Raw genomic sequence first — 18,732 nt, 5'->3', positions numbered from 1 at the left:
TCCGTTCGATATCAGCCCATCCATCATCGACTTCGCGATAATGAGGCCATGAACGCACCGCGCATCCTCGTCGTGGACGACGAACCCAACATCCGCGACCTGCTCATCACGAGTCTGCGTTTCGCCGGATTCCAGGTCCGAGCCGTGGCCAACGGCGCACAAACCATCTCGGCCGTACTCGAAGAGGAACCCGACCTCATCGTGCTCGACGTGATGCTGCCCGACATGAACGGGTTCAGCGTCACCAAGCGCCTCCGCGGCGCGGGGTACACCGCCCCCATCCTCTTCCTCACGGCGAAGGACGAGACCGAGGACAAGATCACGGGTCTCAACTCCGGCGGCGACGACTACGTCACGAAGCCCTTCAGTCTCGACGAGATCGTCGCCCGCATCCAGGCGATCCTCCGCCGCACGATGCAGGCCGACGAGGAGTCGGTGATCCGCGCGGGCGAGCTCACGATGGACCAGGACACCCACGACGTCACCATCGGCGACGTCTCGATCGACCTGAGCCCCACCGAGTTCAAGCTGCTGCGCTACCTCATGCTCAACCCGAACCGGGTGCTGTCGAAGGCGCAGATCCTCGACCACGTCTGGGAGTACGACTTCAACGGCGACGCGGGAATCGTGGAGAGCTACATCTCCTACCTGCGGCGCAAGATCGACCCGCACTCCTCCGAGCCGCTCATCCAGACCAAGCGCGGCTTCGGCTACATGCTCAAGGCGGGCAAGACCGTCTGATCCACCGCGAAGCCGTGAGGCACGATCGGGGGTCATCCTGAGCGACACACACGACGCCGTCACCAGTTGGTGGCGCGGTCTCAGCCTGCGCGCGAAGGTCACCGGTGTGACGGTGACCCTGCTCGCCGTCGGGCTGTTCGCCGCCGGCGTGGGCACGATGGCGTTCCTGCGGAACACGCTCATCGTCAACCTGGACGCCAGCCTGCAGCAGGCGGTGACGACCGATATCGGCAGCACGGTGTTCGACATCCAGAACTTCGGCGGCGTGCTCAGTCTGACGGCGACCGAGACCAGTCCTCCCGCGGGTAACGTGCTGGCCATCTACGGCCCCGACGGCGACCTGGAGGCCGTGGCGAGCACCGTCTCGGCCGAGGACCGACCGCTGCTCCCCAGTACCTACACCCTGGAGCGGAGCTCCGTTCAGGGAACGACGGCCTTCCCCCTGACGGCCTCCGAGACCGGCTCGGCCTTCCACGCCAGCGTGGACGTCTTCGAGGCTCCCGGGGGGATCCTCTACACGCAGTTGCTCGCTCAGTCACTCGCTCCGACCGAGCGCGTCGTCGGCACGTTCGTCGGCATCTACAGCGTGCTCGCGCTGCTCATCCTCGTCGCCAGCGCGATCGCGACCCGTTACCTCGTCACCCTCACCTTCCGCGGGCTCGGCCAGGTGGAGACGACCGCGATGGCGATCGCCGCCGGCGATTTCAGCCAGCGCATGGCCGACGTCGTGCCCGGCACGGAGGTCGGCCGGCTGAAGGCCGCCATCAACACCATGCTCGGGCGCGTCGACGCCTCGCTGCGTCAACGCGACGCGACGGTGCGACAGATGCGGCGGTTCATCGGCGACGCGAGCCATGAGTTGCGCACGCCGCTGGTCACGGTGCGCGGGTATGCCGAGCTCTACCGCATGGGCGCCATCCGCAGCGAAGACGACGTGGCGCAGTCGATGGAGCGCATCGAGAAGGAGGCGATCCGCATGGGGGTGCTCGTCGAAGACCTCCTGGCCCTCGCCCGCCTCGACGAGAGACGAGACGTCGAGATCGTTCCGATCGACCTGCGGCCACTGGCCCGTGACGCCGCGCTCGACCTGCGCGCCGCATCGCCGCAGCGTGTCGTCACGGTCGACGACACGACGGAGATCACCCCTCCCCCCGCTCCCGAGCCCCCGGCCGCGCCCTCGGAACCCGCGGAGCCCGTCGGGCCGAAGCCGCCCGCAGACAGCCGACGACGAACGATCCCGGCGACGTCCGCCATCGCCATCGCGGGCGCGACCTTCTCACGCCTGCGCCGTCGCCCGCGCACCGACGGCGCGCAGGTGGACGTCGTCATGGAGCCCGAGTCGGAGGTCGTCGAGCCGATCGTGCTCGGGGAGGAGAACCGCATCCGTCAGGTCATCGCGAACCTCCTCGGCAATGCCCGACGGTTCACGGCCGACGACTCGCCCATCGGGCTCCGCGTCGGAGCCGATCGGGAGGCGGGCATGGGCTGGATCGAGGTCATCGATCACGGCGAGGGCGTGCCCGCGCAGATTCGCGACCAGATCTTCCAGCGCTTCTGGCGCGCCGACACCTCGCGCACCCGCGAGACGGGCGGTGCGGGTCTGGGCCTGTCGATCGTGGCGTCGATCGTCGACGCGCTGAACGGCACCGTCTCGGTCACCGACACCCCGGGCGGCGGCGCGACCTTCCGCGTCTCGCTCCCGCTCGTCGACCCCACCCCCGAGGCGCCCGACGAGGGCCTCGACACGCAGCCGCTGCCCCGCCAAGACCTGCCGACCTCCCGCTGACCCTCTCCCCCGCGCAACGACCGGAGGAGATCTCACCGGCGGCTGACGCCCGCGGCGCGAGCGATCCTCCGCTCGTGAGATCCCCTCCGGCGGTGACGCGTCGTCCGCCCCTCCCCAGGCGTCCCCCGTCGGCGGCTGTGCACGGCGGCATCATCGGCGGGCGGGCGGCCGTGCTCGGCGGCCTAGCGTGGCGGCATCCCATCGAAAGGAGCCCCCTTGGCCAGATTCTCCGTCGACAGCGACGAGGTACTCACCGCCACCGCGCTCGTGCAGGGCACGGTCGGCCGGCTCGAGTCCGAGTCGACCGCGCTGCTGTCTCAACTCACCCGACTGCAGGGCTCGTGGACCGGCTCGGCCGCGATCGCGTTCCAGGGGGTCGTCGAACGTTGGCGGGCGACCCAGCGCCAGGTCGAAGAGAGCCTCGCCGACATCAACGGCGCCCTCGCCGCGGCCGGGCGTCAGTACGCCGACGTCGAACAGGCGAGCACGAGCCTGTTCCGCTGACGCCAACGAAAGAACGGCCCCTCCGAAGCGGAGGGGCCGTTCTTTTCGACTAAGCGTGGATCAGAAGTCCATGCCGCCGGTCGGGTCGCCGGCCGGAGCCGCCGCCTTCTCGGGCTTGTCGGCGACGACGGCCTCGGTCGTGAGGAACAGGCCCGCGATGGATGCTGCGTTCTGCAGCGCCGAGCGCGTCACCTTGGCCGGGTCGATGATGCCCTGCTCGAACAGGTCGCCGTACTCGCCGGTCGCGGCGTTGAGGCCGTGTCCGACGGGGAGCTCCGCGACCTTGTTCGCGACGACACCGGGCTCGAGACCGGCGTTCAGCGCGATCTGCTTGAGCGGGGCCTCGATCGCGACACGCACGATGTTGGCACCGGTCGCCTCGTCGCCCGTGAGCGAGAGGGTCGCCAGGGCGACCTTGCCGGCCTGGATGAGCGCGACGCCACCACCGGCGACGATGCCCTCTTCGACGGCGGCCTTCGCGTTGCGAACGGCGTCTTCGATGCGGTGCTTGCGCTCCTTGAGCTCGACCTCGGTCGCCGCACCCGCCTTGATGACGGCGACGCCGCCGGCGAGCTTGGCGAGGCGCTCCTGGAGCTTCTCGCGGTCGTAGTCGCTGTCGGTGTTCTCGATCTCGCGGCGGATCTGGGTCACGCGACCCTCGATCTGAGCCGAGTCGCCCGCACCCTCGACGATGGTCGTCTCGTCCTTGGTGATGATGACCTTGCGCGCACGGCCGAGCAGGTCGGTCGTGGCGTTCTCGAGCTTGAGGCCGACCTCTTCGGTGATGACCTGGCCGCCGGTGAGGATCGCGATGTCCTGCAGCTGCGCCTTGCGACGGTCTCCGAAGCCGGGAGCCTTGACGGCGACCGACTTGAAGATGCCGCGGATCTTGTTGAGAACCAGCGTCGCGAGAGCTTCGCCCTCGACGTCCTCGGCGATGATGAGGAGCTCCTTGCCCTCCTGGATCACCTTGTCGACGATGGGGAGAAGATCCTTGATGTTCGAGATCTTCTGGTTCGCGATCAGGATGTAGGGGTCTTCGAAGACCGCTTCCTGGCGCTCGGGGTCGGTGACGAAGTAGGGGTTGATGTACCCCTTGTCGAAACGCATACCCTCGGTGAGCTCGAGCTCGGTGCCGAAGGTGTTCGACTCCTCGACGGTGACGACGCCTTCCTTGCCGACCTTGTCGATGGCCTCGGCGATGAGCTCGCCGATGGCGGGGTCAGCGGCAGAGATCGACGCGGTCGCGGCGATCTGAGCCTTGCCGTCGACCTCCTTCGCGCTGGCGAGGAGCTCGTCGGTGATGGCCTTGACGGCCTTCTCGATGCCCTTCTTGAGCGAGATGGGGTCGGCGCCGGCTGCGACGTTGCGCAGGCCTTCGCGAACGAGTGCCTGAGCGAGCACCGTGGCCGTCGTCGTGCCGTCACCGGCGACGTCGTCGGTCTTCTTGGCGACCTCCTTGACGAGCTCGGCGCCGATCTTCTCGAACGGGTCGTCGAGTTCGATCTCCTTGGCGATCGAGACGCCGTCGTTCGTGATGGTGGGAGCGCCCCACTTCTTCTCGAGCACGACGTTGCGGCCACGGGGGCCCAGCGTCACCTTGACGGCGTCGGCGAGAATGTTGAGGCCGCGCTCGAGACCGCGACGGGCCTCCTCATCGAAAGCGATGATTTTTGCCATGTTTTGTCGTCCCTCCCGGACGTTGGGTAGACAGAGTCTTTAGCACTCAGCGAAGCCGAGTGCTAATCCCATCTTGGCACTCTCCCCTAGGGAGTGCAAGCTGCGGCGAGCGCCCTGACGCAAAGAGAAACGCCGCAGCATCCGACACGGGATGCTGCGGCGAAGACGTGAGACGACGGGTCAGACCACGCGCACCGATTCGGCCTGGGGGCCCTTCTGCCCGGCACCCACCGTGAACTCGACCGCCTGGCCCTCCTCGAGGACGCGGAAGCCGGTCATGTCGATGTTCGAGTAATGGACGAAGACGTCCTGGCCATCACCCGCGGTGATGAAGCCGAAGCCTTTTTCGGCGTTGAACCATTTGACGGTGCCCTGGGTCATGCGACTCTCCTGATGCTGTGCGACGAGCCCCATGTTAGGCACGCCCCACCCGGCCGATCATCGTCCGGAGGCATACTGTGACACGCGTGCATCCAAGTGTTTACGCGCCGGAAACACAGGCCGCGCAAACCGGGTGTCAGGGCGCGGGAGTGGCTCCGGCGACCCGGTCGGTGCCGATCACGACCACCAGGCGCACCGCCTGCGTCTCGTCGGCATCGGTGGCGGGGTTGTCTTCGACCGGATAGGCGTCGTACTGCGAGCTCTGGGCGACCTGCGCCCCGCCGATGACGTCGGCGACCCCCATCGCCGCCGCCTCGTCGTCGGTCCGCGAGTAGTAGACGGTGGTCGTCTCGAACGACCCGCCCGCGTCACCCGGCAACACCGATTCGGGGTTCCAGCCCGCCGTGACCAGGACGTCCTTGGTCTGCGTGGCGAGCCCCTGCTGCCCGGACGCGTTCAGCACGATGACCGTGGAGCTGGTGTCGACCACGGCAGCCACCTCGGGAAGGGAAGCCGCCGTCGGCGCGGTGGTCGGAAACAGCGCAAGGCGCCCCGAGACCACCAGCGAGCCGAAGATCCCCGCGGCGACCAGCACGATGGTCGCGACCACGGCCCACAACAGGATGACGCCGCCGCGCAGGCGGGGGTTCTCGGAACGGTGCGCTCCCACACGGCCGGTCTCGTCTGCGAGGTCGTCGAAGCGGTCTCGCGGATACGTCGGGTTCGGCACCCGACGATGCTACCCGTCGGCGCCCAGCAGACCTGTCAGCGTGACGCCGTGCGCGTCACTCGCGCGGCGCGCGCCGCCTCCCGTGCCTCGCGGAGTCGGCGAAGTCGGCGCACGAGCATCGGATCGTGCTCGAGTGCATCGGCCGTATCGATCAACCGTCCGAGCAGCTGGTAGTAGCGAGCGGGCGGCATGCCCAGGTCGGAACGGATCGCCTCTTCCTTCGAACCGTCGTGACGGCGCCACTCGGCCTCGAAGGCGAGCAGGGCGCGATCGCGGTCGGAGAGGGGCACCCCCTCACGCTAGCTCGGCGTCGCGGAGTTTGCGCGCAGCCACTCCACGCTCGCACCGAGCGGATCGACCGCGGCGAGGATCTCTCCGTCGAGGCCGAGAGCGAACCTCCCCGGCCACGGCTCGGGCACGGCCGTCCACCCGTCGTGCAGCCCCGGTTCGTCGATCGTGATCCACCGTCCCGCTGCGCGCGCGGCGGCGATCATCGCCGCGCGGTCGCGACGGGGAACGTGCGCAAGAACGCCCGGGGTCGTGACCACCAGAGTGGCGTCGCGGGGGGCGAGCGCGGCGATCTCGGCAAGGAGCACGGATGCGTCACCCGCTGCCATCAGCGCGGGCTCGGCGGCGGCGATGTCGAGCGCGGCGGTGATCCGCTCGACGCGGCCGGTCTCACCCGGCCACGCGAGCCCCGCGATCCAGCGGCGGTCGTCGGTATCGCGCGCGTCTCGCGGGTGCAGGTCGATCCCCGCCCGCCAGACGATCTCGGGCATGCGCAACGGGGGCGCTCCGACGAGGGCACTGTCGTTAAGGGCACTCTCGAGCACGACGGGGCTGACTCCCGCGGCGGGGTCGAGCGCCAGAACCCCCTCCTCGGTGGCGTAGCGGTAGGAGTACCGATCGGGGTAGAGGCAGAGTCCGGCGCTCGCCCCCACCTCCAGCAGGGCGATCGGGCCGTCGACGAGCGAGAGCGCGGGCAACAGTGCCGCGCAGCGCAGCGGCTCGTTGGTCTGGATGCTGCGCGCCGAGCACTCGACGACGACGGCGCGAGCGTGCGCGGCGAGCCAGTGGGCCCATGCGCGGTAGTCGCTCTCCGGCGCCCCGAGCAGGCGGGTCACGGTGAACACCAGGGGCGGTTGACGATGCGTCTCGGGAATCTGCGCGAGGATCGCCCGCGCCCCGGCGTCGGATGCGACGCCCGCCGCCCACTCGGCGTAGAGGGCGGAACGCCCCGGCGCCTCGACCTCGGCGAAGCGGCGGTACCTCGCGCCGATCGCGACGTCGAGGGCGGTCGCAGCATCCTGATCCACTCCCCCATCTTCGCGGCAAGGCCGGGCCCGCGCCGCGCGACATCGGGTTGAATAGAGGTGGAAAGGATCCGCAGATGACATACGCCGTCAGCAAGACCGACGAGGAGTGGCGCGCAGAGCTCGGCGCCGACCAGTACGCCGTGCTCCGTCAGGCCGCCACCGAACGCGCCTGGACGGGCGAGCTGCTCGACGAGAAGCGCGCGGGACTCTACGCCTGCGCCGCGTGCGGAGCCGAGCTCTTCCAGAGCGGCACGAAGTTCGACTCGAACTGCGGTTGGCCGAGCTTCTACGAGTCGGTGCGTCCGGAGGCGGTCGAACTCATCGCCGACAACACGCTCGGCATGGTGCGCACCGAGGTGCGCTGTGCGAACTGCGGCTCGCATCTCGGCCACGTGTTCCCCGACGGATACGGCACGCCGACCGGTGACCGCTACTGCATGAATTCGCTCGCGCTGGAGTTCACGCCCGGCGACGACGCATGAGCGCGACGCTCGAGGCCGTCCGCTCGCGTCGATCGTGGTCGAAGGTCACCGATGTGGCGCCGACGCGCGCCGAACTGGAAGACCTGGTCTCTGCGGCGGGGAGGGTCGCCGACCATTCGTCGCTGCGGCCCTGGCGGATCATCGAACTGCGCGGCGACGACCGCGAGGTCTTGGGCCGGGCGATGAACAAGGCCACCGGCCACAAGGGCGCCTCGTCCAAGCCGATGCGCGCACCGCTGCTGCTCGCCGTGGTCGCCAGCTACCGCAAGAGCAAGGTGCCCCGCTGGGAGCAGGAGGCGGTGGCCTCCGGCGTCGCCCACATGATGAGCCTTCTGCTCGATGACGCCGGATGGGGCGTGTTCTGGCGCACCGGCGACTACACCCGCAGCAAGGCCGTCGCGAAGGCGCACGGCCTGGAGAAGAACGAGGAGCTGCTGGGCTGGCTGTACGTCGGCGGCAAGCCTCCCGTGAAGCGTGAGGCCCGCCGCAAGGTCGTCGACGCCACCCGCCACCTCTCGCGGATGCCCGCCCCGAAGAAGGGTCGCGGGGACGACTCCTAGCGAGGGAAGCTGCGGTGGATCCCCGGCGAACCGCGGCGTCCGAGAAGTCGGGCACCGCGGATCGTTTCGGCCGCAGCGCGCCCCTCACGCGGGGACGAGGCCGCTCCCTCCCGATGCGCCATCGCGCCGACCGGTGGCATGACCCGGCCCGACGAAGCCTCTCAGATCCAAGCCGTTGGGGCTGTGGGCCTCGTCGAGCATCTTCTCGAAGACCTCGCGGTCGATCTTGTCGACGCGCGCCGTGTACACCTGGATCACGAGCGGCACCGAGGGCGAGATCCACAGGCTGCGGTAGCCCCCGGTTCCTTCGAGCCCCACGGAGAGCATGAACGGTTCTGCCCGTCGAAGCTTGGTGGCCACCACGACGCGTAACGGCAGCAAGATCTCGTCGGGGATGTCGTAGCCGGATTTCGCGTCGTTGTTGTACGTCAGTCGTCCCACAGGACGAATGCTACGGCCGATCTCCGACATTGCTCCGACGCGCCCATCGCGCGGGTCGCCCACTTCATGGTGCCGGCTACAGGACTTGAACCTGCAACCCCCGTTTGGGCGACTTTCTATCCCGCCCTCTCCTTCAACATCCTCTGACCAGGGATTTTAACGGTCTTCTGCGTCTCGCGATATCCCCTTGTATCCCGATATATCCCACGCAATGCGATGGGTAAGAGATGGATCACGATGCGAACAACTCGAGGATGGTGCGCACGTCCGGGCCCTCGTGGAGTCGCCGGATGTAATGCCGCTTCGTGATCTTCGGGGACTCGTGACCAAGCTGCCCAGCAGCCGTCTCGTCGTCAGCCTCCGTGGCGACCAGTGTTGCAACAGCCTTACGGAACGTCTTCGGGGTCACCCAATCCTGGTAGCCGTGCACGGCACGGAACTTCCTCCACTGAGTACGGAAATTGTTTGGGCTGCGGAGCGTGCCAGTGACGGACGGAAACACGTACTCACTGTCGCGTGAGCGCGCGGTGAGCGCGGCGACGAGGAACGGCGGCAAGATCAGGCGGCGGTGGGACATCTCGGTCTTGGCGTACCCCTGCCGATAAAGACCCTTTCCGGCGAGCTCTTTCACGGTACCGGTGACCTCGATGTAAGGAATGTCGACGAGGTGAACGTCTTCGTCCCAGCGGAGAGCGAAGACTTCTCCGGTGCGGATCCCGGTGCCGAGGATCATATCGACGGGGTCCGCGATGTCCGTACGGCGCAGCGATCCCCCGTTCGTACGCCGCGCATCCCATGCGGCTAGTTGCATGCGCGCCTGCACGACCTCTGCGACATCAAGAGTTTGCGGCTCGACGGACTTTCGAGGAATCGCTACTGAGTCTCGTACGGGGTTGATCGGCATGGCACCCTTGCGCACGGCGAGCCCGCAGATGCCGCGGAGGACGACGCGACACAGGCGCGCGGTCTCGGGGCCGCTGTTCAGGAGCAGCGCTTCGAGGAACCGGTCGACGGCCGGCACGGTGACTTCACGCATCTGCAGTCCGCCCATGCCACGAACGATGTGCTTGAGGTTGCGACGGTACAGGTCTTTCGTTCCGTCACTGACGTCGCGCCGTTCGAGCTCCTTTGTCCACTCCTCGGAGACCCGGCTGAGGCGAGTTTCGGGGGTTAGATCTTCGCCGGGGAGGCGCGCGCGGTCACGGAGCGCTTCCCTCAGCGCGTTCTCCGCTTTCTGGCCGGACGTGCCGCCACGCTCGACTATGCGTGTGACGCCGTCGTAGTCGCGGAACCGGGCGCGCGCGACCCATTGGCCCGGTCCGAGCTGCACGCGGTTCACAGAACCCCACGTCCCGACCGGCATGGGCGGCCTAGCCATGTGGTCGTATCCGCCCCTGCCGCAGCATTCGCATGTAGACCCGCATGATCTTCTCTGTCACCTGCAACTCCAGCGCCACCACGCCAGGATCGCTTTCGTTGAGCATCTCCACGCGACGGGGGCGGATGAGCCGGCGAGCGGCAATCTGGTCCGCGCGCTCCTCTTGGATGTCGTCGGTGCCGACGTCGCCGTGCTCGAAGTGGACGATTTCGTGCGCGATGGCGCACCTTTCCACGGACTCAAGTAATCCGGGGCGGACGAAGATCGCCTGGTGCTCATGCGAATAGCAGGCGACCATGTCGATCTCAGGGAGATCGTCACGGAAAACGACTGGCAGGTCGAGCATCTCGGCGTGCTCCCACGGGTCGTAGTCTCGCGCGCAGGGCCCGTCAACGAAGTGGTTAGCGCCGAACATATATGCCGTCGTGTTGTTAATGTCGTCCAGCTTCTCGAGGTATCCAACCTCGAATAAGTCGTCTTGCGCGAAGCTCATGCCACCCCTACTTGTTATCGCGTTCCGTATCGACCGGCGTGTTGTCCCGCGATGCAGCAACGTTTGCTGTATGGAGATCCGCCGTCTCAAGGTCAGTGTGTCGAGGGGTTCCGACACTGAAGCGGCCAGCGATGAGATTCGATCGCGCCGCGATATCTTCCGCGTGGAATCTCTCCGTCGCGCGCTGGATTAGCACCTGAGGGTCGAGTCCGAGGAGTTCCGCGACTTGATACGCCACGGGGACAGGGATGTCGCGCTTCCCATTGACGTAGTTGTCAAGCGTGCTGCGCGCCATGCCGAGCTCTTTCGCAACCCCGAGGATGCTCTGCCCTGCCGCGGAGATCTCAGCGCGGATCTGACGTCCAATGGCCGCGTTGTAGTGGTCCGCTCGTGCCTTCATGTGGTGAAGACTAGCAGCCACTTGACTAGAAAGTGTAGTCAAATTAGTTAGATTTGCGCTTGCTTGACTCCGTTTGACGACGTACTGTCCTCATATGGCTACAGACATTCGCTCCAAGGTTGCGGCGGCGGTTCTCCTCGAACTGTCAAAAGCAGACCGAACCAAGCGCTGGCTGTCTGACCGGACGGGTATCCCGTACTCGACGTTGGACCGCAAGCTGCGCGCTCACGTTGACCTCTCGTTCACCGAACTCTTCTCGATCGCTGAGGCGCTCGGGGTAGAGCCATGGCGCCTCACTCCTGAGGCATTCATGCCGGCACAACCGGCGGTTGCCTCGTGACCGCCACCGCCGGGACCGACGAGGTTCTCACCATCCAGCAGGTCGCTGAGGTAACCGGTCTTGCAGTTCAGACGCTCCGCAACCTGCGCTGGAAGAACGAGGGCCCACCTATGTGGCTCCTCCGAGGTCGCGTCCGCTGCTACCGCGCTGATCTTGACGCATGGATCTCAGCACACGCGGGCCACGCAAGCGTGACGCCCATCAAGAAGCGCGCGTAACCCACCACCAAAGCGAAACGCTCCCGTGCCAGCGGGAGCGAATCAGAGAAAGGCAAGCAGATGCCTCAGACATCGACTGTACAGGAACCGCGCCTAGCGGTCCTGAAATGGCAAGTAGTGGAGACGAGCTTCATCGATACGTGGGTGATCGCAGCCTTCGATCTCGAGGACGATGCGAACGCATACGCCGAAGTGAAGAACCGCCGTGACCGTCTCGCGACGTTCTCGGTCCGAGAGGACCCCAACTGGACGCGCCACCTCGCAGAGGCGCGTGAGCTTCGCCATTCCCCCGCACTCACGCTGGGGCTTGCGGAGAGTGACCTATGACCGCCGTACTGACGGACGACCGCGAGCCGGCGCGTCCCGACTTCGACGATCTGACGCCCGCCGAGCAGGCCGAGCACCGGGAGCACTGCTCAGACGGATGTGTGAGCTGCGACGGGTTCCGAGCATTCGGAGTCTGCAGCGAGTGCGGCCGGTGGGTGGAGGCGATCGAAGGGCGCTCGAACTGCTGCACGACCGTGGTCGACCTCGAGCACCACGCCAGCGTGGACGCGTCGTACTGGCTGGAGGCGTCGTGAACCGCATCGGCGCAGTCGTCCTCGGCCTTTTCGCGATCGGTCTCCTCATGGCTGGCATCGCTCTTGCCCGCGGGCACGTCGATGGTGCCGCAGTGCTCGCTGCTGTCGCGATCCTCTACGCGGTCGCATTGACGGCGTGGGCCGCCCACAACCGCAGGACGAAACTGTGATCCCCTCTGGGCGTTTCCTCGCCGCTCGCCACATTGACGAGAACGCCTGGTTCGCCGCGCGCGCCACAGGAGTCACCGCGACCGCTGTCGCCGAAGTGGCAGCTAAGAGGGACCGAGTGTCGGCCATCACCGAATGGCTCACCGCGGCTCGCATCGAGCAGAACGACTACATGCGCTTCGGAACCGAGTCAGAAGCCGAGCTCATGCGGTACGCCCACGACGAGCACGGGATCCTCCCCGTCGACTGGGTGATCGAGGGTGACCGTCCCGGCGACCTTGCAACCCCGGACGGTCTCTCGCTGGATCACCGGCACATCGGTGAAGGCAAGACCACGGGAAAGCCGTGGGACGGCGCAGAGACCAACCCCCGAGTGGTGCCGATCCGTTATCGGCGGCAGGTGCAGTGGCAGCTCAACGTCACGGGTGCCGATGCGTGCTTGTTCCTGTGGCAACTGCGCGTCCCGGACGGCCAATGGTTCCGCTTCGGCTGGTTCGAGCCCCGCTCGATCTGGATCGAACGCGACGAAGACATGATCCGCGACCTGCGACTGGTCGCCGACGACATGAAGGAGGCCCGTCATGGGTATCGAGAAGCTGCGTGAGCCGTTCGCGGCGACCGACATGGGGCTGCTCCCGAAGCAGCTGAAGAAGGACGATCGCGAGCGTTCGAAGTGCCAGCCCGGCACGAGCGCATCCGCTGACGGAAAGTTCTGCGGGGGGTTCCACGCCCGGTCCATCCACCTCGACTACGTGGGGCACGCTGCCCTCACTAAGCGGTTCCTCGAGACCGACCCCGAGTGGTCGTGGGAGCCGATGGGTCAGCACGACAACGGCATGCCGATCCTCGACGGCAACGGCGGCCTGTGGATCAAGCTGACTGTGTGCGGCATCACGCGCATCGGGTACGGCGACGCTCAGGGCAAGACGGGCGGCAACGCCATAAAGGAAGCGATCGGCGACGCCCTCCGCAACGCTGGCATGCGCTTCGGTGCGGCCCTCGAGCTCTGGCACAAGGGCGACCTCTCGGACTTCGCTGATGCGCAGGGCAAGGAAGATGCGACGCCTGAGCAGGGCGCGGCGCCTGCTGTGCCGCCAGCTGGGTACCGAGACGCTGTCGCCGCTATCGAGTCGCTCACCGACCTGCAGGCGTACTACGACGCTGAGGCGCACAAGTGGTTCACCGAGGAAGTCCGCGAGGCATTCGCCGCCCGCAGTCGCGAGATCAAGGCGGCGGCGCAGTGACCGAACTCATCCACGCCGTCACCGGCGACATCATCGACTATCGACCCGTGTCACCCGTCGAGGTGGAGTACATCATCCGTGTCCTCGGCGACCGTCTCGAGGCCGCCGTGCCCGTCCTCGACGAGCTACAGCGAGCACGATACGACGCAGAGGAGGAGTACTCGCGGCAGCTCGAGACGGCCAAGCTCTCGTCGAAGCGCGAGGGGTACAACGACCGTCGCGCGGAGGCGTTGCTGACCTGTCTCCCACAGCTGCGGGTGGTGAACGAGGCCAAGGCGAAGCTGCATCATGCTGAGCGGCTGCAGGACGCGCTCAAGGCGAAGCTGATGGGCTACCAGAACATCAACAAGGTCAACGGTGCGGCGTACTCGGCGGGCGGTGTGGGCCGATGATCCGACCGATCACGCGAGACGCTCGCAAGCCTTACGTCTACGAGGCGGACAGCATCTGGTTTGTCGAGTGGTACGGAACCCTCGGGCAGTTCGACGACTGGCAGTCCCCCTACGATTTCGCGCGAGGTCTGGCCCGATGACCCGTATCAAGTGGGAACAGATTCAGTTCACGGACACGTGCTGGTTGTGGCTCGGGCCGCAGATCAAGGGATATGGGAAGTCCCACGGAACGACTGCTCACCGGGTCGTGTACCGGGCGCTGGTCGGCCCGATTCCTGAGGGTCTCGAGCTCGATCACCTCTGCATGCGCAAGTTGTGCGTCAACCCGGAGCACCTCGAACCCGTGACGCGCGCCGAGAACATGCGGCGTCGCGCGGCTGCGTACGTGACGTGCGTCAACGGCCACGACTTCTCCCCGGAGAACACCTATATCCGGCCCGGTGGCGGCCGTGATTGCCGCCAGTGCATCCGCCGACGTGTCGCCAAACACCGTGCCCGTCGAAGGAGCGTGGCCGCATGAGCGCCCCGACTGGTGCTGTGCGTCAGAGCACGTACGAACGTGACGGGAGACGCTGTGCGGCCTGTGGCTCCTTCGAGGCACTGAGCTTCCAGCACCGGCGTGCTGTTGGGCAGGGCGGTTCGAAGATCAAGCCCGGGTGCGCGGATGGTCTGACGCTCTGCATCACCTGCAACGGCGAATGCGAGCACTCGATGCAGAAGCTCGCGCTCACGAACGGGTGGAAGGTTCGACGGTGGGCCGACCCCGTCAAGGTGCCGATCTTCTTCCCGCACGAGTTCGGCTGGTACAGGCTCGTCGGTCTTTCCCGTGTGCGCATCACCGCGTCTGAGGCGCTCGAAATGATGCACGCCGTGTACGGCGACGAGTACCTCGAGTGGAGGCGCAGCTGATGGCCGCCGGCCTGCCGTGGGTGCGGATGGATTCGGACCTGTGGGCGAACCCGAAGGTCGCGGTGTTCATCGCGGCGCACGGGCAGAGAGGGCTCGCGGCGATGGCTGTGTGGCATTTCGCGGTCGAGTTCTGCGGCATGCACAGCACCGATGGGCTGATCGAGACGCCGGTTATGCGCCTCATCCACGGCACTCCGCAGATGGCTCGACTGCTCGTTGAGGCGGGGTTCCTCGACGTCGACGAAAAGGGGTGGCGGGTGAAGGGGTATGCGAACCATCAGCCCACGCGGGACACGGTCGAGGCGGCCGCTCAGGCTCGCTCGGAGCACGCCCGAAGAGCGGCGAATGCGAGGTGGAACGGCGATGCATGAGCAATGCCCGAGCAGTGCCCGAGCATCATGCCCGACTGATGCCGTGCTCGATGCCACGGTACGGAACGGTACGGACGGAACGGTACGTCACCAAGATCCCGAGACATCATCTCGCTTTTCGTATGCGGCTGAGCCTGTGGATAACAGGTCATCGGAGGGGTCATGAAGGTTGAACTGAACATTCCCGACAAGGTCTGGGCCGAAGTGCTCGAGATCGCTGAGACCAATCACACCAGCGTCGCCCGCGTCATCGAAGCGACTATCCGCGATGCCGTCCGTCCCTCCGCCATGGCGAAGCTCCACGTCGAGGCGCGACGCAACCACATAGCTCAGCTATGGGGCGAGGGACTGACGGACGCACAAATAGCGGAACGCACTGGGGAACTCAAGAGCTACGTCGCGACGGTCCGCCGCGGAAAGAGTCTGCCGCCGAATCTGGTCGGCGGCCGCAAGTACACCTACGAGAGGAAATCAGCATGAGCACACCGAAGATCGGCAGCTACACGCCGAAAGAACTGAAGGACACCGTCTACCTGCACCTGCGTCCGAAGACGGCGCGCTGGAACAACGTCCTCGAGGGGATGACAGTCGTGAAGGCCGCGAAGTCGACCGATGCCGCCGTCGAGCCGGGCGACTTCATCGTGAAGCTTGAGGTCACCGTGCCCGCCGAGTTCTTCATCGAAGCAATGCCCTCGGCGCGGATCGAGCTGTCCTCGGGGCAGATCGTGCCCGTCCTGTTCGAGCAGCAGGCGGAGGACGAAACCCAGGCGGAGACCGTCTGATGGCTGGCGAGACGATCGTCACCGTCGTCGGCAATCTGACGGCCGACCCGGAGCTGCGTTACACCCAGAACGGGCTCCCCGTGACGAACTTCACGATCGCGAGTACACCGAAGGTGTTCGACCGTCAGGCGAACGAGTGGAAGGACGGCGAAGCGCTGTTCCTCCGCGCGTCGGTGTGGCGCGAGTTCGCCGAGCACGTGGCGGGTTCGTTGACGAAGGGTGCACGGGTCGTTGCGACCGGTCGCCTGAAGCAGCGCTCCTACCAGGACCGCGAAGGCCAGAACCGCACGTCGATCGAGCTCGAGGTCGATGAGATCGGCCCCTCGCTCCGGTATGCGACCGCACAGGTCACGCGCGCAGCGTCGGGCGGCGGAAGCGGCCAGACCGGTGGCGGGCAGTCCCGTCCGCAGGTCGCAGCAGACGAGCCATGGGCCACGCCCACGGGCGACGACTCATGGGAAGCGGCGGGAGGAGCGAGCCATGGAGACGACACCCCCTTCTAACTCCTGCCCCGCGTTCGCGCGCTGGCACGACGGACCCTATGTCGCCGGGACCATCGACTGCCGCCGGCTGCGCAACCACGCTGGCCCCCACGAGGGAGACCTGCCCTCCTCCGACCGCAATATCACCTGGGGAATGACGCGATGACCATCCTCTGCGCCAGCACCACCGGTATCTACGGTGTCCGCCCCTGCAGCGTCCGCGGGGAGCACAAGATCTCTTGCCCGGACCGGCCGGTCAACCGCGCCATCGTCGGGCACCTGCACGGGCCCGAGGGTGTCGCACCTGAGGCATGCGGTGGCTGCCTGCCTCGCCAGGCTGAGCGCGGCTACCTCTGCGCACGCTGCTACGACCGTGTCGAGAACGCATACGCCCGGTGGGGTCGGTTCGTCCGCCTCCTCGAAGAGACAGAGGGCCGCGCCGTATCCCCCCAGAACGGTGGTGTGAAGTCCGCAGCCGCAGACGGTTACACGAACCTCGCGCTCACCTTCCTCGCCGTCGATGAGTGCGAGGGGTACCTCGAGTCTCTGGCCGGGCTCACCCTCGACGCCTGGGTCCACACCCTCGAAGGCGCGCGTGACGCGCTCAGCTTCGCGTCCGCGGCTGAGAGCGCCTACCGGTCGCTCGAGGTCGAGGAACGCGCCCGAACCATCGAGCGCGTCCGCTGCCCCCAATGCCACCAGCTCACGATCACCGGCAACAACACCCGCGAAGTCCGCGGGAGGACCGTCGTCGAGTGCCAGCACTGCGCCTACATCCTCGACGAGATCAAGTCGGACGTCACCCGCTGGGTCGGATCTGAACCGTGCGAGATCGGCGGCCACGCCGAGTGCGTCGGAGTCCACTGCCAGTGCGACTGCCACAGCCTAGGCAGCCTCAGCCAGACCACGGGCGTAGCGGCCCTCTGGGACGCCGACCTCCACATCAAGGTGCCCCAGAGCGCGCCCCGAACCGAGTGGCTCATCATCGACGGCCAGCTGGCGCTCAGCCCGACCGCAGCCGAGAGGAAGACGGCATGAACCGCTTGACCAACGAGAGGACGACCGATGCTTGACCGACGATGGCTCCGCGCGATCGATGGGTACCTCACCGACCAGAAGGCCGGCGGTAAGCCCGACACCACCCTCCGCGCCCGCCGAGACCAGATGCAGCACCTCGCCCGACGCGTCGAGGCCGGACCCTACGAGCTCACCTTCGACCAGCTGCGCGACATGGTCTCGTCGCAGGAGTGGAAGCAGGAGACCCGCCGAGTCCGCCGGTCGACGTACAAGTCGTTCTACGACTGGGCCGCCGCCGAGGGGCACGTGACAGAGAACATCGCCGACCGTCTCCCGAAGGTGCGCATGTCGCAGGGGCGCCCCAAGCCGGCACCCGACCGCATCTACAAGGAAGCGATCATGGCCGCGGCACCCCGCGAACGCCTCATGCTGCGGCTCGCCGCCGACGTCGGTATGCGGCGCGCGGAGGTCGCGAAGGTGCACACCAGCGACCTGATGGAGGAGGGCGACGGTTGGTCGCTCCTCATCCACGGGAAGGGCAACAAAGAACGCATCGTCCCCGTGCCGATCGCGCTCGCTGAGACGATCCTCGCGATGCCGTCCGGGTTCCTTTTCCCCGGCCGCGACGAAGGCCACCTCACCCCACGGTTCGTGGGGAAGCAGATGGCCGCGATCCTCCCCGAGGAATGGACCGCCCACACGCTGCGCCACAGGTTCGCGACACGCGCGTACGCCGCCACCCACGACCTGCTGCTCGTGCAGCACATGCTCGGGCACTCCTCACCCGCCACTACCCGCCGGTATATCGAGTACGGGCGGTCCGAGATGCGGTCCGTTGTGGAACGCCTCAGCACCGAAGGAATCGCAGCATGAGCCCGCGACGCGTGCAGCAGCGACGTACCGCCGGATGGCGGAAGCCGGAGAACACGATCAGCGTGGCCCGCCCTAGCAGGTACGGCAACCCTTTCCGAGTCGATCCCGGAACTGTCTACGGGTACGGGTGGGTCGACCTTCGAGAGCACCCTATCGGGGCGCGGCTGCCGGCACTCGAGGAGTGGGCCGTCTACTCCTCCCACGCGCCAGCATCAGGCGCGGTCGAGCACGCCGTTGATCTGTTCCGCACCTACACGCAGGTCGTCAGCCGGGATGAGCCAGAAGCCTTCGAGCGCTGGATCGCGCCACTGCACGGCAAGAACCTCATGTGTTTCTGCCCTCTCGATCAGCCGTGCCACGCCGACGTGCTTCTCGAGCTGGCGAACGGAAGTACGCGATGACCGGTGTCCAAACCTTCTGTATGGGAGCAGGCTCCCCCCGTATTCTCGATCTGTTCTGCTGC

Annotated in this window: 31 protein-coding genes; 22 read left to right on the top strand and 9 right to left on the bottom strand. The window is 66.8% G+C overall.

Features of this window, described 5'->3' with window-relative positions; all coding sequences use genetic code 11:
- Positions 1-48 precede the first annotated feature (48 nt).
- From ABTU82_RS15900 to ABTU82_RS15890, 3 genes are all read left to right on the top strand, one after another.
- Positions 49-741: a response regulator transcription factor gene (locus ABTU82_RS15900; RefSeq protein WP_116647583.1), complete on the top strand. Its 693-nt coding sequence runs from the start codon at positions 49-51 to the stop codon at positions 739-741.
- Between the two features lie 157 nt (positions 742-898).
- Positions 899-2,527 carry a sensor histidine kinase gene (locus ABTU82_RS15895; protein WP_407174392.1) on the top strand — a complete coding sequence of 543 codons (1,629 nt, stop codon included), beginning with the start codon at positions 899-901 and terminating at the stop codon, positions 2,525-2,527.
- A gap of 216 nt (positions 2,528-2,743) precedes the next feature.
- Positions 2,744-3,031: a WXG100 family type VII secretion target gene (locus ABTU82_RS15890; RefSeq protein ID WP_116647585.1), complete on the top strand. Its 288-nt coding sequence runs from the start codon at positions 2,744-2,746 to the stop codon at positions 3,029-3,031.
- A gap of 60 nt (positions 3,032-3,091) precedes the next feature.
- Here ABTU82_RS15890 and groL read toward each other — a convergent pair whose 3' ends face one another.
- The 5 genes from groL to ABTU82_RS15865 form a co-directional block, all read right to left on the bottom strand.
- Complete coding sequence (groL, locus tag ABTU82_RS15885) at positions 3,092-4,711, bottom strand: chaperonin GroEL (protein ID WP_116647586.1); 1,620 nt, start codon at positions 4,709-4,711, stop codon at positions 3,092-3,094.
- A 180-nt stretch (positions 4,712-4,891) separates the two neighbouring features.
- A complete protein-coding gene (locus ABTU82_RS15880; RefSeq protein WP_116647655.1) occupies positions 4,892-5,092 on the bottom strand; it encodes a cold-shock protein in 201 nt (66 codons plus the stop codon).
- Positions 5,093-5,228: 136 nt separating this feature from the next.
- Positions 5,229-5,822, bottom strand: a complete 594-nt coding sequence (locus ABTU82_RS15875) for a LytR C-terminal domain-containing protein (protein WP_116647587.1) — start codon at positions 5,820-5,822, stop codon at positions 5,229-5,231.
- Positions 5,823-5,857: 35 nt separating this feature from the next.
- The gene (locus ABTU82_RS15870; RefSeq protein ID WP_116647588.1) at positions 5,858-6,112 is read right to left on the bottom strand and encodes a DUF3263 domain-containing protein; all 255 of its coding nucleotides are present in this window, start codon (positions 6,110-6,112) and stop codon (positions 5,858-5,860) included.
- A gap of 9 nt (positions 6,113-6,121) precedes the next feature.
- The gene (locus tag ABTU82_RS15865) at positions 6,122-7,138 is read right to left on the bottom strand and encodes a DUF2332 family protein (RefSeq protein ID WP_407174226.1); all 1,017 of its coding nucleotides are present in this window, start codon (positions 7,136-7,138) and stop codon (positions 6,122-6,124) included.
- A 74-nt stretch (positions 7,139-7,212) separates the two neighbouring features.
- Between ABTU82_RS15865 and msrB the strand changes: the two genes are divergently transcribed.
- Together msrB and ABTU82_RS15855 are read left to right on the top strand one after the other, a co-directional pair.
- Positions 7,213-7,620, top strand: a complete 408-nt coding sequence (msrB, locus tag ABTU82_RS15860; RefSeq protein ID WP_121150084.1) for a peptide-methionine (R)-S-oxide reductase MsrB — start codon at positions 7,213-7,215, stop codon at positions 7,618-7,620.
- Positions 7,617-8,180 (top strand): nitroreductase family protein, encoded by a 564-nt coding sequence (locus ABTU82_RS15855; RefSeq protein ID WP_407174224.1) that lies wholly within the window; start codon positions 7,617-7,619, stop codon positions 8,178-8,180. Before msrB ends, ABTU82_RS15855 begins: the two co-directional genes overlap by 4 nt.
- Before the next feature lie 84 nt (positions 8,181-8,264).
- Here ABTU82_RS15855 and ABTU82_RS15850 read toward each other — a convergent pair whose 3' ends face one another.
- The 4 genes from ABTU82_RS15850 to ABTU82_RS15835 all read right to left on the bottom strand — a co-directional run bounded on the left by ABTU82_RS15850 (position 8,265) and on the right by ABTU82_RS15835 (position 10,892).
- Positions 8,265-8,621, bottom strand: a complete 357-nt coding sequence (locus tag ABTU82_RS15850) for a DUF7882 family protein (RefSeq protein WP_116647592.1) — start codon at positions 8,619-8,621, stop codon at positions 8,265-8,267.
- Positions 8,622-8,853: 232 nt separating this feature from the next.
- Positions 8,854-9,960, bottom strand: coding sequence for a site-specific integrase (locus ABTU82_RS15845; protein ID WP_407174221.1), 1,107 nt, complete (start codon positions 9,958-9,960; stop codon positions 8,854-8,856).
- A 31-nt stretch (positions 9,961-9,991) separates the two neighbouring features.
- On the bottom strand, positions 9,992-10,492 hold the full coding sequence (locus tag ABTU82_RS15840; protein ID WP_407174219.1) for a hypothetical protein: 501 nt from the start codon (positions 10,490-10,492) through the stop codon (positions 9,992-9,994).
- 7 nt (positions 10,493-10,499) lie between these two features.
- Positions 10,500-10,892, bottom strand: coding sequence for a helix-turn-helix domain-containing protein (locus ABTU82_RS15835; RefSeq protein ID WP_407174217.1), 393 nt, complete (start codon positions 10,890-10,892; stop codon positions 10,500-10,502).
- Positions 10,893-10,986: 94 nt separating this feature from the next.
- Between ABTU82_RS15835 and ABTU82_RS15830 the strand changes: the two genes are divergently transcribed.
- The 17 genes from ABTU82_RS15830 to ABTU82_RS15750 all read left to right on the top strand — a co-directional run bounded on the left by ABTU82_RS15830 (position 10,987) and on the right by ABTU82_RS15750 (position 18,670).
- Positions 10,987-11,232 (top strand): helix-turn-helix domain-containing protein, encoded by a 246-nt coding sequence (locus ABTU82_RS15830; RefSeq protein ID WP_407174215.1) that lies wholly within the window; start codon positions 10,987-10,989, stop codon positions 11,230-11,232.
- On the top strand, positions 11,229-11,450 hold the full coding sequence (locus ABTU82_RS15825) for a helix-turn-helix transcriptional regulator (protein WP_407174213.1): 222 nt from the start codon (positions 11,229-11,231) through the stop codon (positions 11,448-11,450). The genes ABTU82_RS15830 and ABTU82_RS15825 overlap by 4 nt, the downstream gene beginning before the upstream one ends.
- Positions 11,451-11,510: 60 nt before the next feature.
- The gene (locus ABTU82_RS15820; RefSeq protein ID WP_407174211.1) at positions 11,511-11,777 is read left to right on the top strand and encodes a hypothetical protein; all 267 of its coding nucleotides are present in this window, start codon (positions 11,511-11,513) and stop codon (positions 11,775-11,777) included.
- Positions 11,774-12,031, top strand: coding sequence for a hypothetical protein (locus tag ABTU82_RS15815; protein ID WP_407174209.1), 258 nt, complete (start codon positions 11,774-11,776; stop codon positions 12,029-12,031). Before ABTU82_RS15820 ends, ABTU82_RS15815 begins: the two co-directional genes overlap by 4 nt.
- A complete protein-coding gene (locus ABTU82_RS15810; RefSeq protein WP_407174398.1) occupies positions 12,028-12,201 on the top strand; it encodes a hypothetical protein in 174 nt (57 codons plus the stop codon). The genes ABTU82_RS15815 and ABTU82_RS15810 overlap by 4 nt, the downstream gene beginning before the upstream one ends.
- Positions 12,168-12,803, top strand: coding sequence for a YqaJ viral recombinase family protein (locus ABTU82_RS15805; protein ID WP_407174207.1), 636 nt, complete (start codon positions 12,168-12,170; stop codon positions 12,801-12,803). Before ABTU82_RS15810 ends, ABTU82_RS15805 begins: the two co-directional genes overlap by 34 nt.
- A complete protein-coding gene (locus tag ABTU82_RS15800; RefSeq protein WP_407174205.1) occupies positions 12,781-13,443 on the top strand; it encodes a hypothetical protein in 663 nt (220 codons plus the stop codon). The genes ABTU82_RS15805 and ABTU82_RS15800 overlap by 23 nt, the downstream gene beginning before the upstream one ends.
- Positions 13,440-13,835, top strand: a complete 396-nt coding sequence (locus ABTU82_RS15795) for a BAR domain-containing protein (RefSeq protein WP_407174203.1) — start codon at positions 13,440-13,442, stop codon at positions 13,833-13,835. Before ABTU82_RS15800 ends, ABTU82_RS15795 begins: the two co-directional genes overlap by 4 nt.
- A gap of 136 nt (positions 13,836-13,971) precedes the next feature.
- The gene (locus tag ABTU82_RS15790) at positions 13,972-14,355 is read left to right on the top strand and encodes an HNH endonuclease signature motif containing protein (protein ID WP_407174201.1); all 384 of its coding nucleotides are present in this window, start codon (positions 13,972-13,974) and stop codon (positions 14,353-14,355) included.
- Positions 14,356-14,546: 191 nt separating this feature from the next.
- Positions 14,547-14,744 carry a hypothetical protein gene (locus ABTU82_RS15785; protein WP_407174199.1) on the top strand — a complete coding sequence of 66 codons (198 nt, stop codon included), beginning with the start codon at positions 14,547-14,549 and terminating at the stop codon, positions 14,742-14,744.
- Positions 14,744-15,115: a hypothetical protein gene (locus tag ABTU82_RS15780; protein WP_407174197.1), complete on the top strand. Its 372-nt coding sequence runs from the start codon at positions 14,744-14,746 to the stop codon at positions 15,113-15,115. The genes ABTU82_RS15785 and ABTU82_RS15780 overlap by 1 nt, the downstream gene beginning before the upstream one ends.
- Before the next feature lie 162 nt (positions 15,116-15,277).
- Positions 15,278-15,595 (top strand): hypothetical protein, encoded by a 318-nt coding sequence (locus ABTU82_RS15775; RefSeq protein WP_407174195.1) that lies wholly within the window; start codon positions 15,278-15,280, stop codon positions 15,593-15,595.
- Entirely contained in the window at positions 15,592-15,897 is a 306-nt protein-coding gene (locus ABTU82_RS15770) for a hypothetical protein (protein ID WP_407174193.1), read from the top strand. Before ABTU82_RS15775 ends, ABTU82_RS15770 begins: the two co-directional genes overlap by 4 nt.
- Positions 15,897-16,400: a single-stranded DNA-binding protein gene (locus ABTU82_RS15765; RefSeq protein WP_407174191.1), complete on the top strand. Its 504-nt coding sequence runs from the start codon at positions 15,897-15,899 to the stop codon at positions 16,398-16,400. The genes ABTU82_RS15770 and ABTU82_RS15765 overlap by 1 nt, the downstream gene beginning before the upstream one ends.
- A 441-nt stretch (positions 16,401-16,841) precedes the next feature.
- Positions 16,842-17,417, top strand: coding sequence for a hypothetical protein (locus ABTU82_RS15760; protein ID WP_407174189.1), 576 nt, complete (start codon positions 16,842-16,844; stop codon positions 17,415-17,417).
- A gap of 27 nt (positions 17,418-17,444) precedes the next feature.
- A complete protein-coding gene (locus ABTU82_RS15755; RefSeq protein ID WP_407174187.1) occupies positions 17,445-18,269 on the top strand; it encodes a tyrosine-type recombinase/integrase in 825 nt (274 codons plus the stop codon).
- Positions 18,266-18,670 (top strand): DUF4326 domain-containing protein, encoded by a 405-nt coding sequence (locus ABTU82_RS15750; protein ID WP_407174185.1) that lies wholly within the window; start codon positions 18,266-18,268, stop codon positions 18,668-18,670. Before ABTU82_RS15755 ends, ABTU82_RS15750 begins: the two co-directional genes overlap by 4 nt.
- Positions 18,671-18,732: the final 62 nt, after the last annotated feature.

The organism is Microbacterium deferens (assembly GCF_045517775.1).
Taxonomy (GTDB): domain Bacteria; phylum Actinomycetota; class Actinomycetes; order Actinomycetales; family Microbacteriaceae; genus Microbacterium.
The sequence above is the reverse complement of the archived record's forward strand: the minus strand, read 5'-3'. Positions and strand labels throughout refer to the sequence as shown.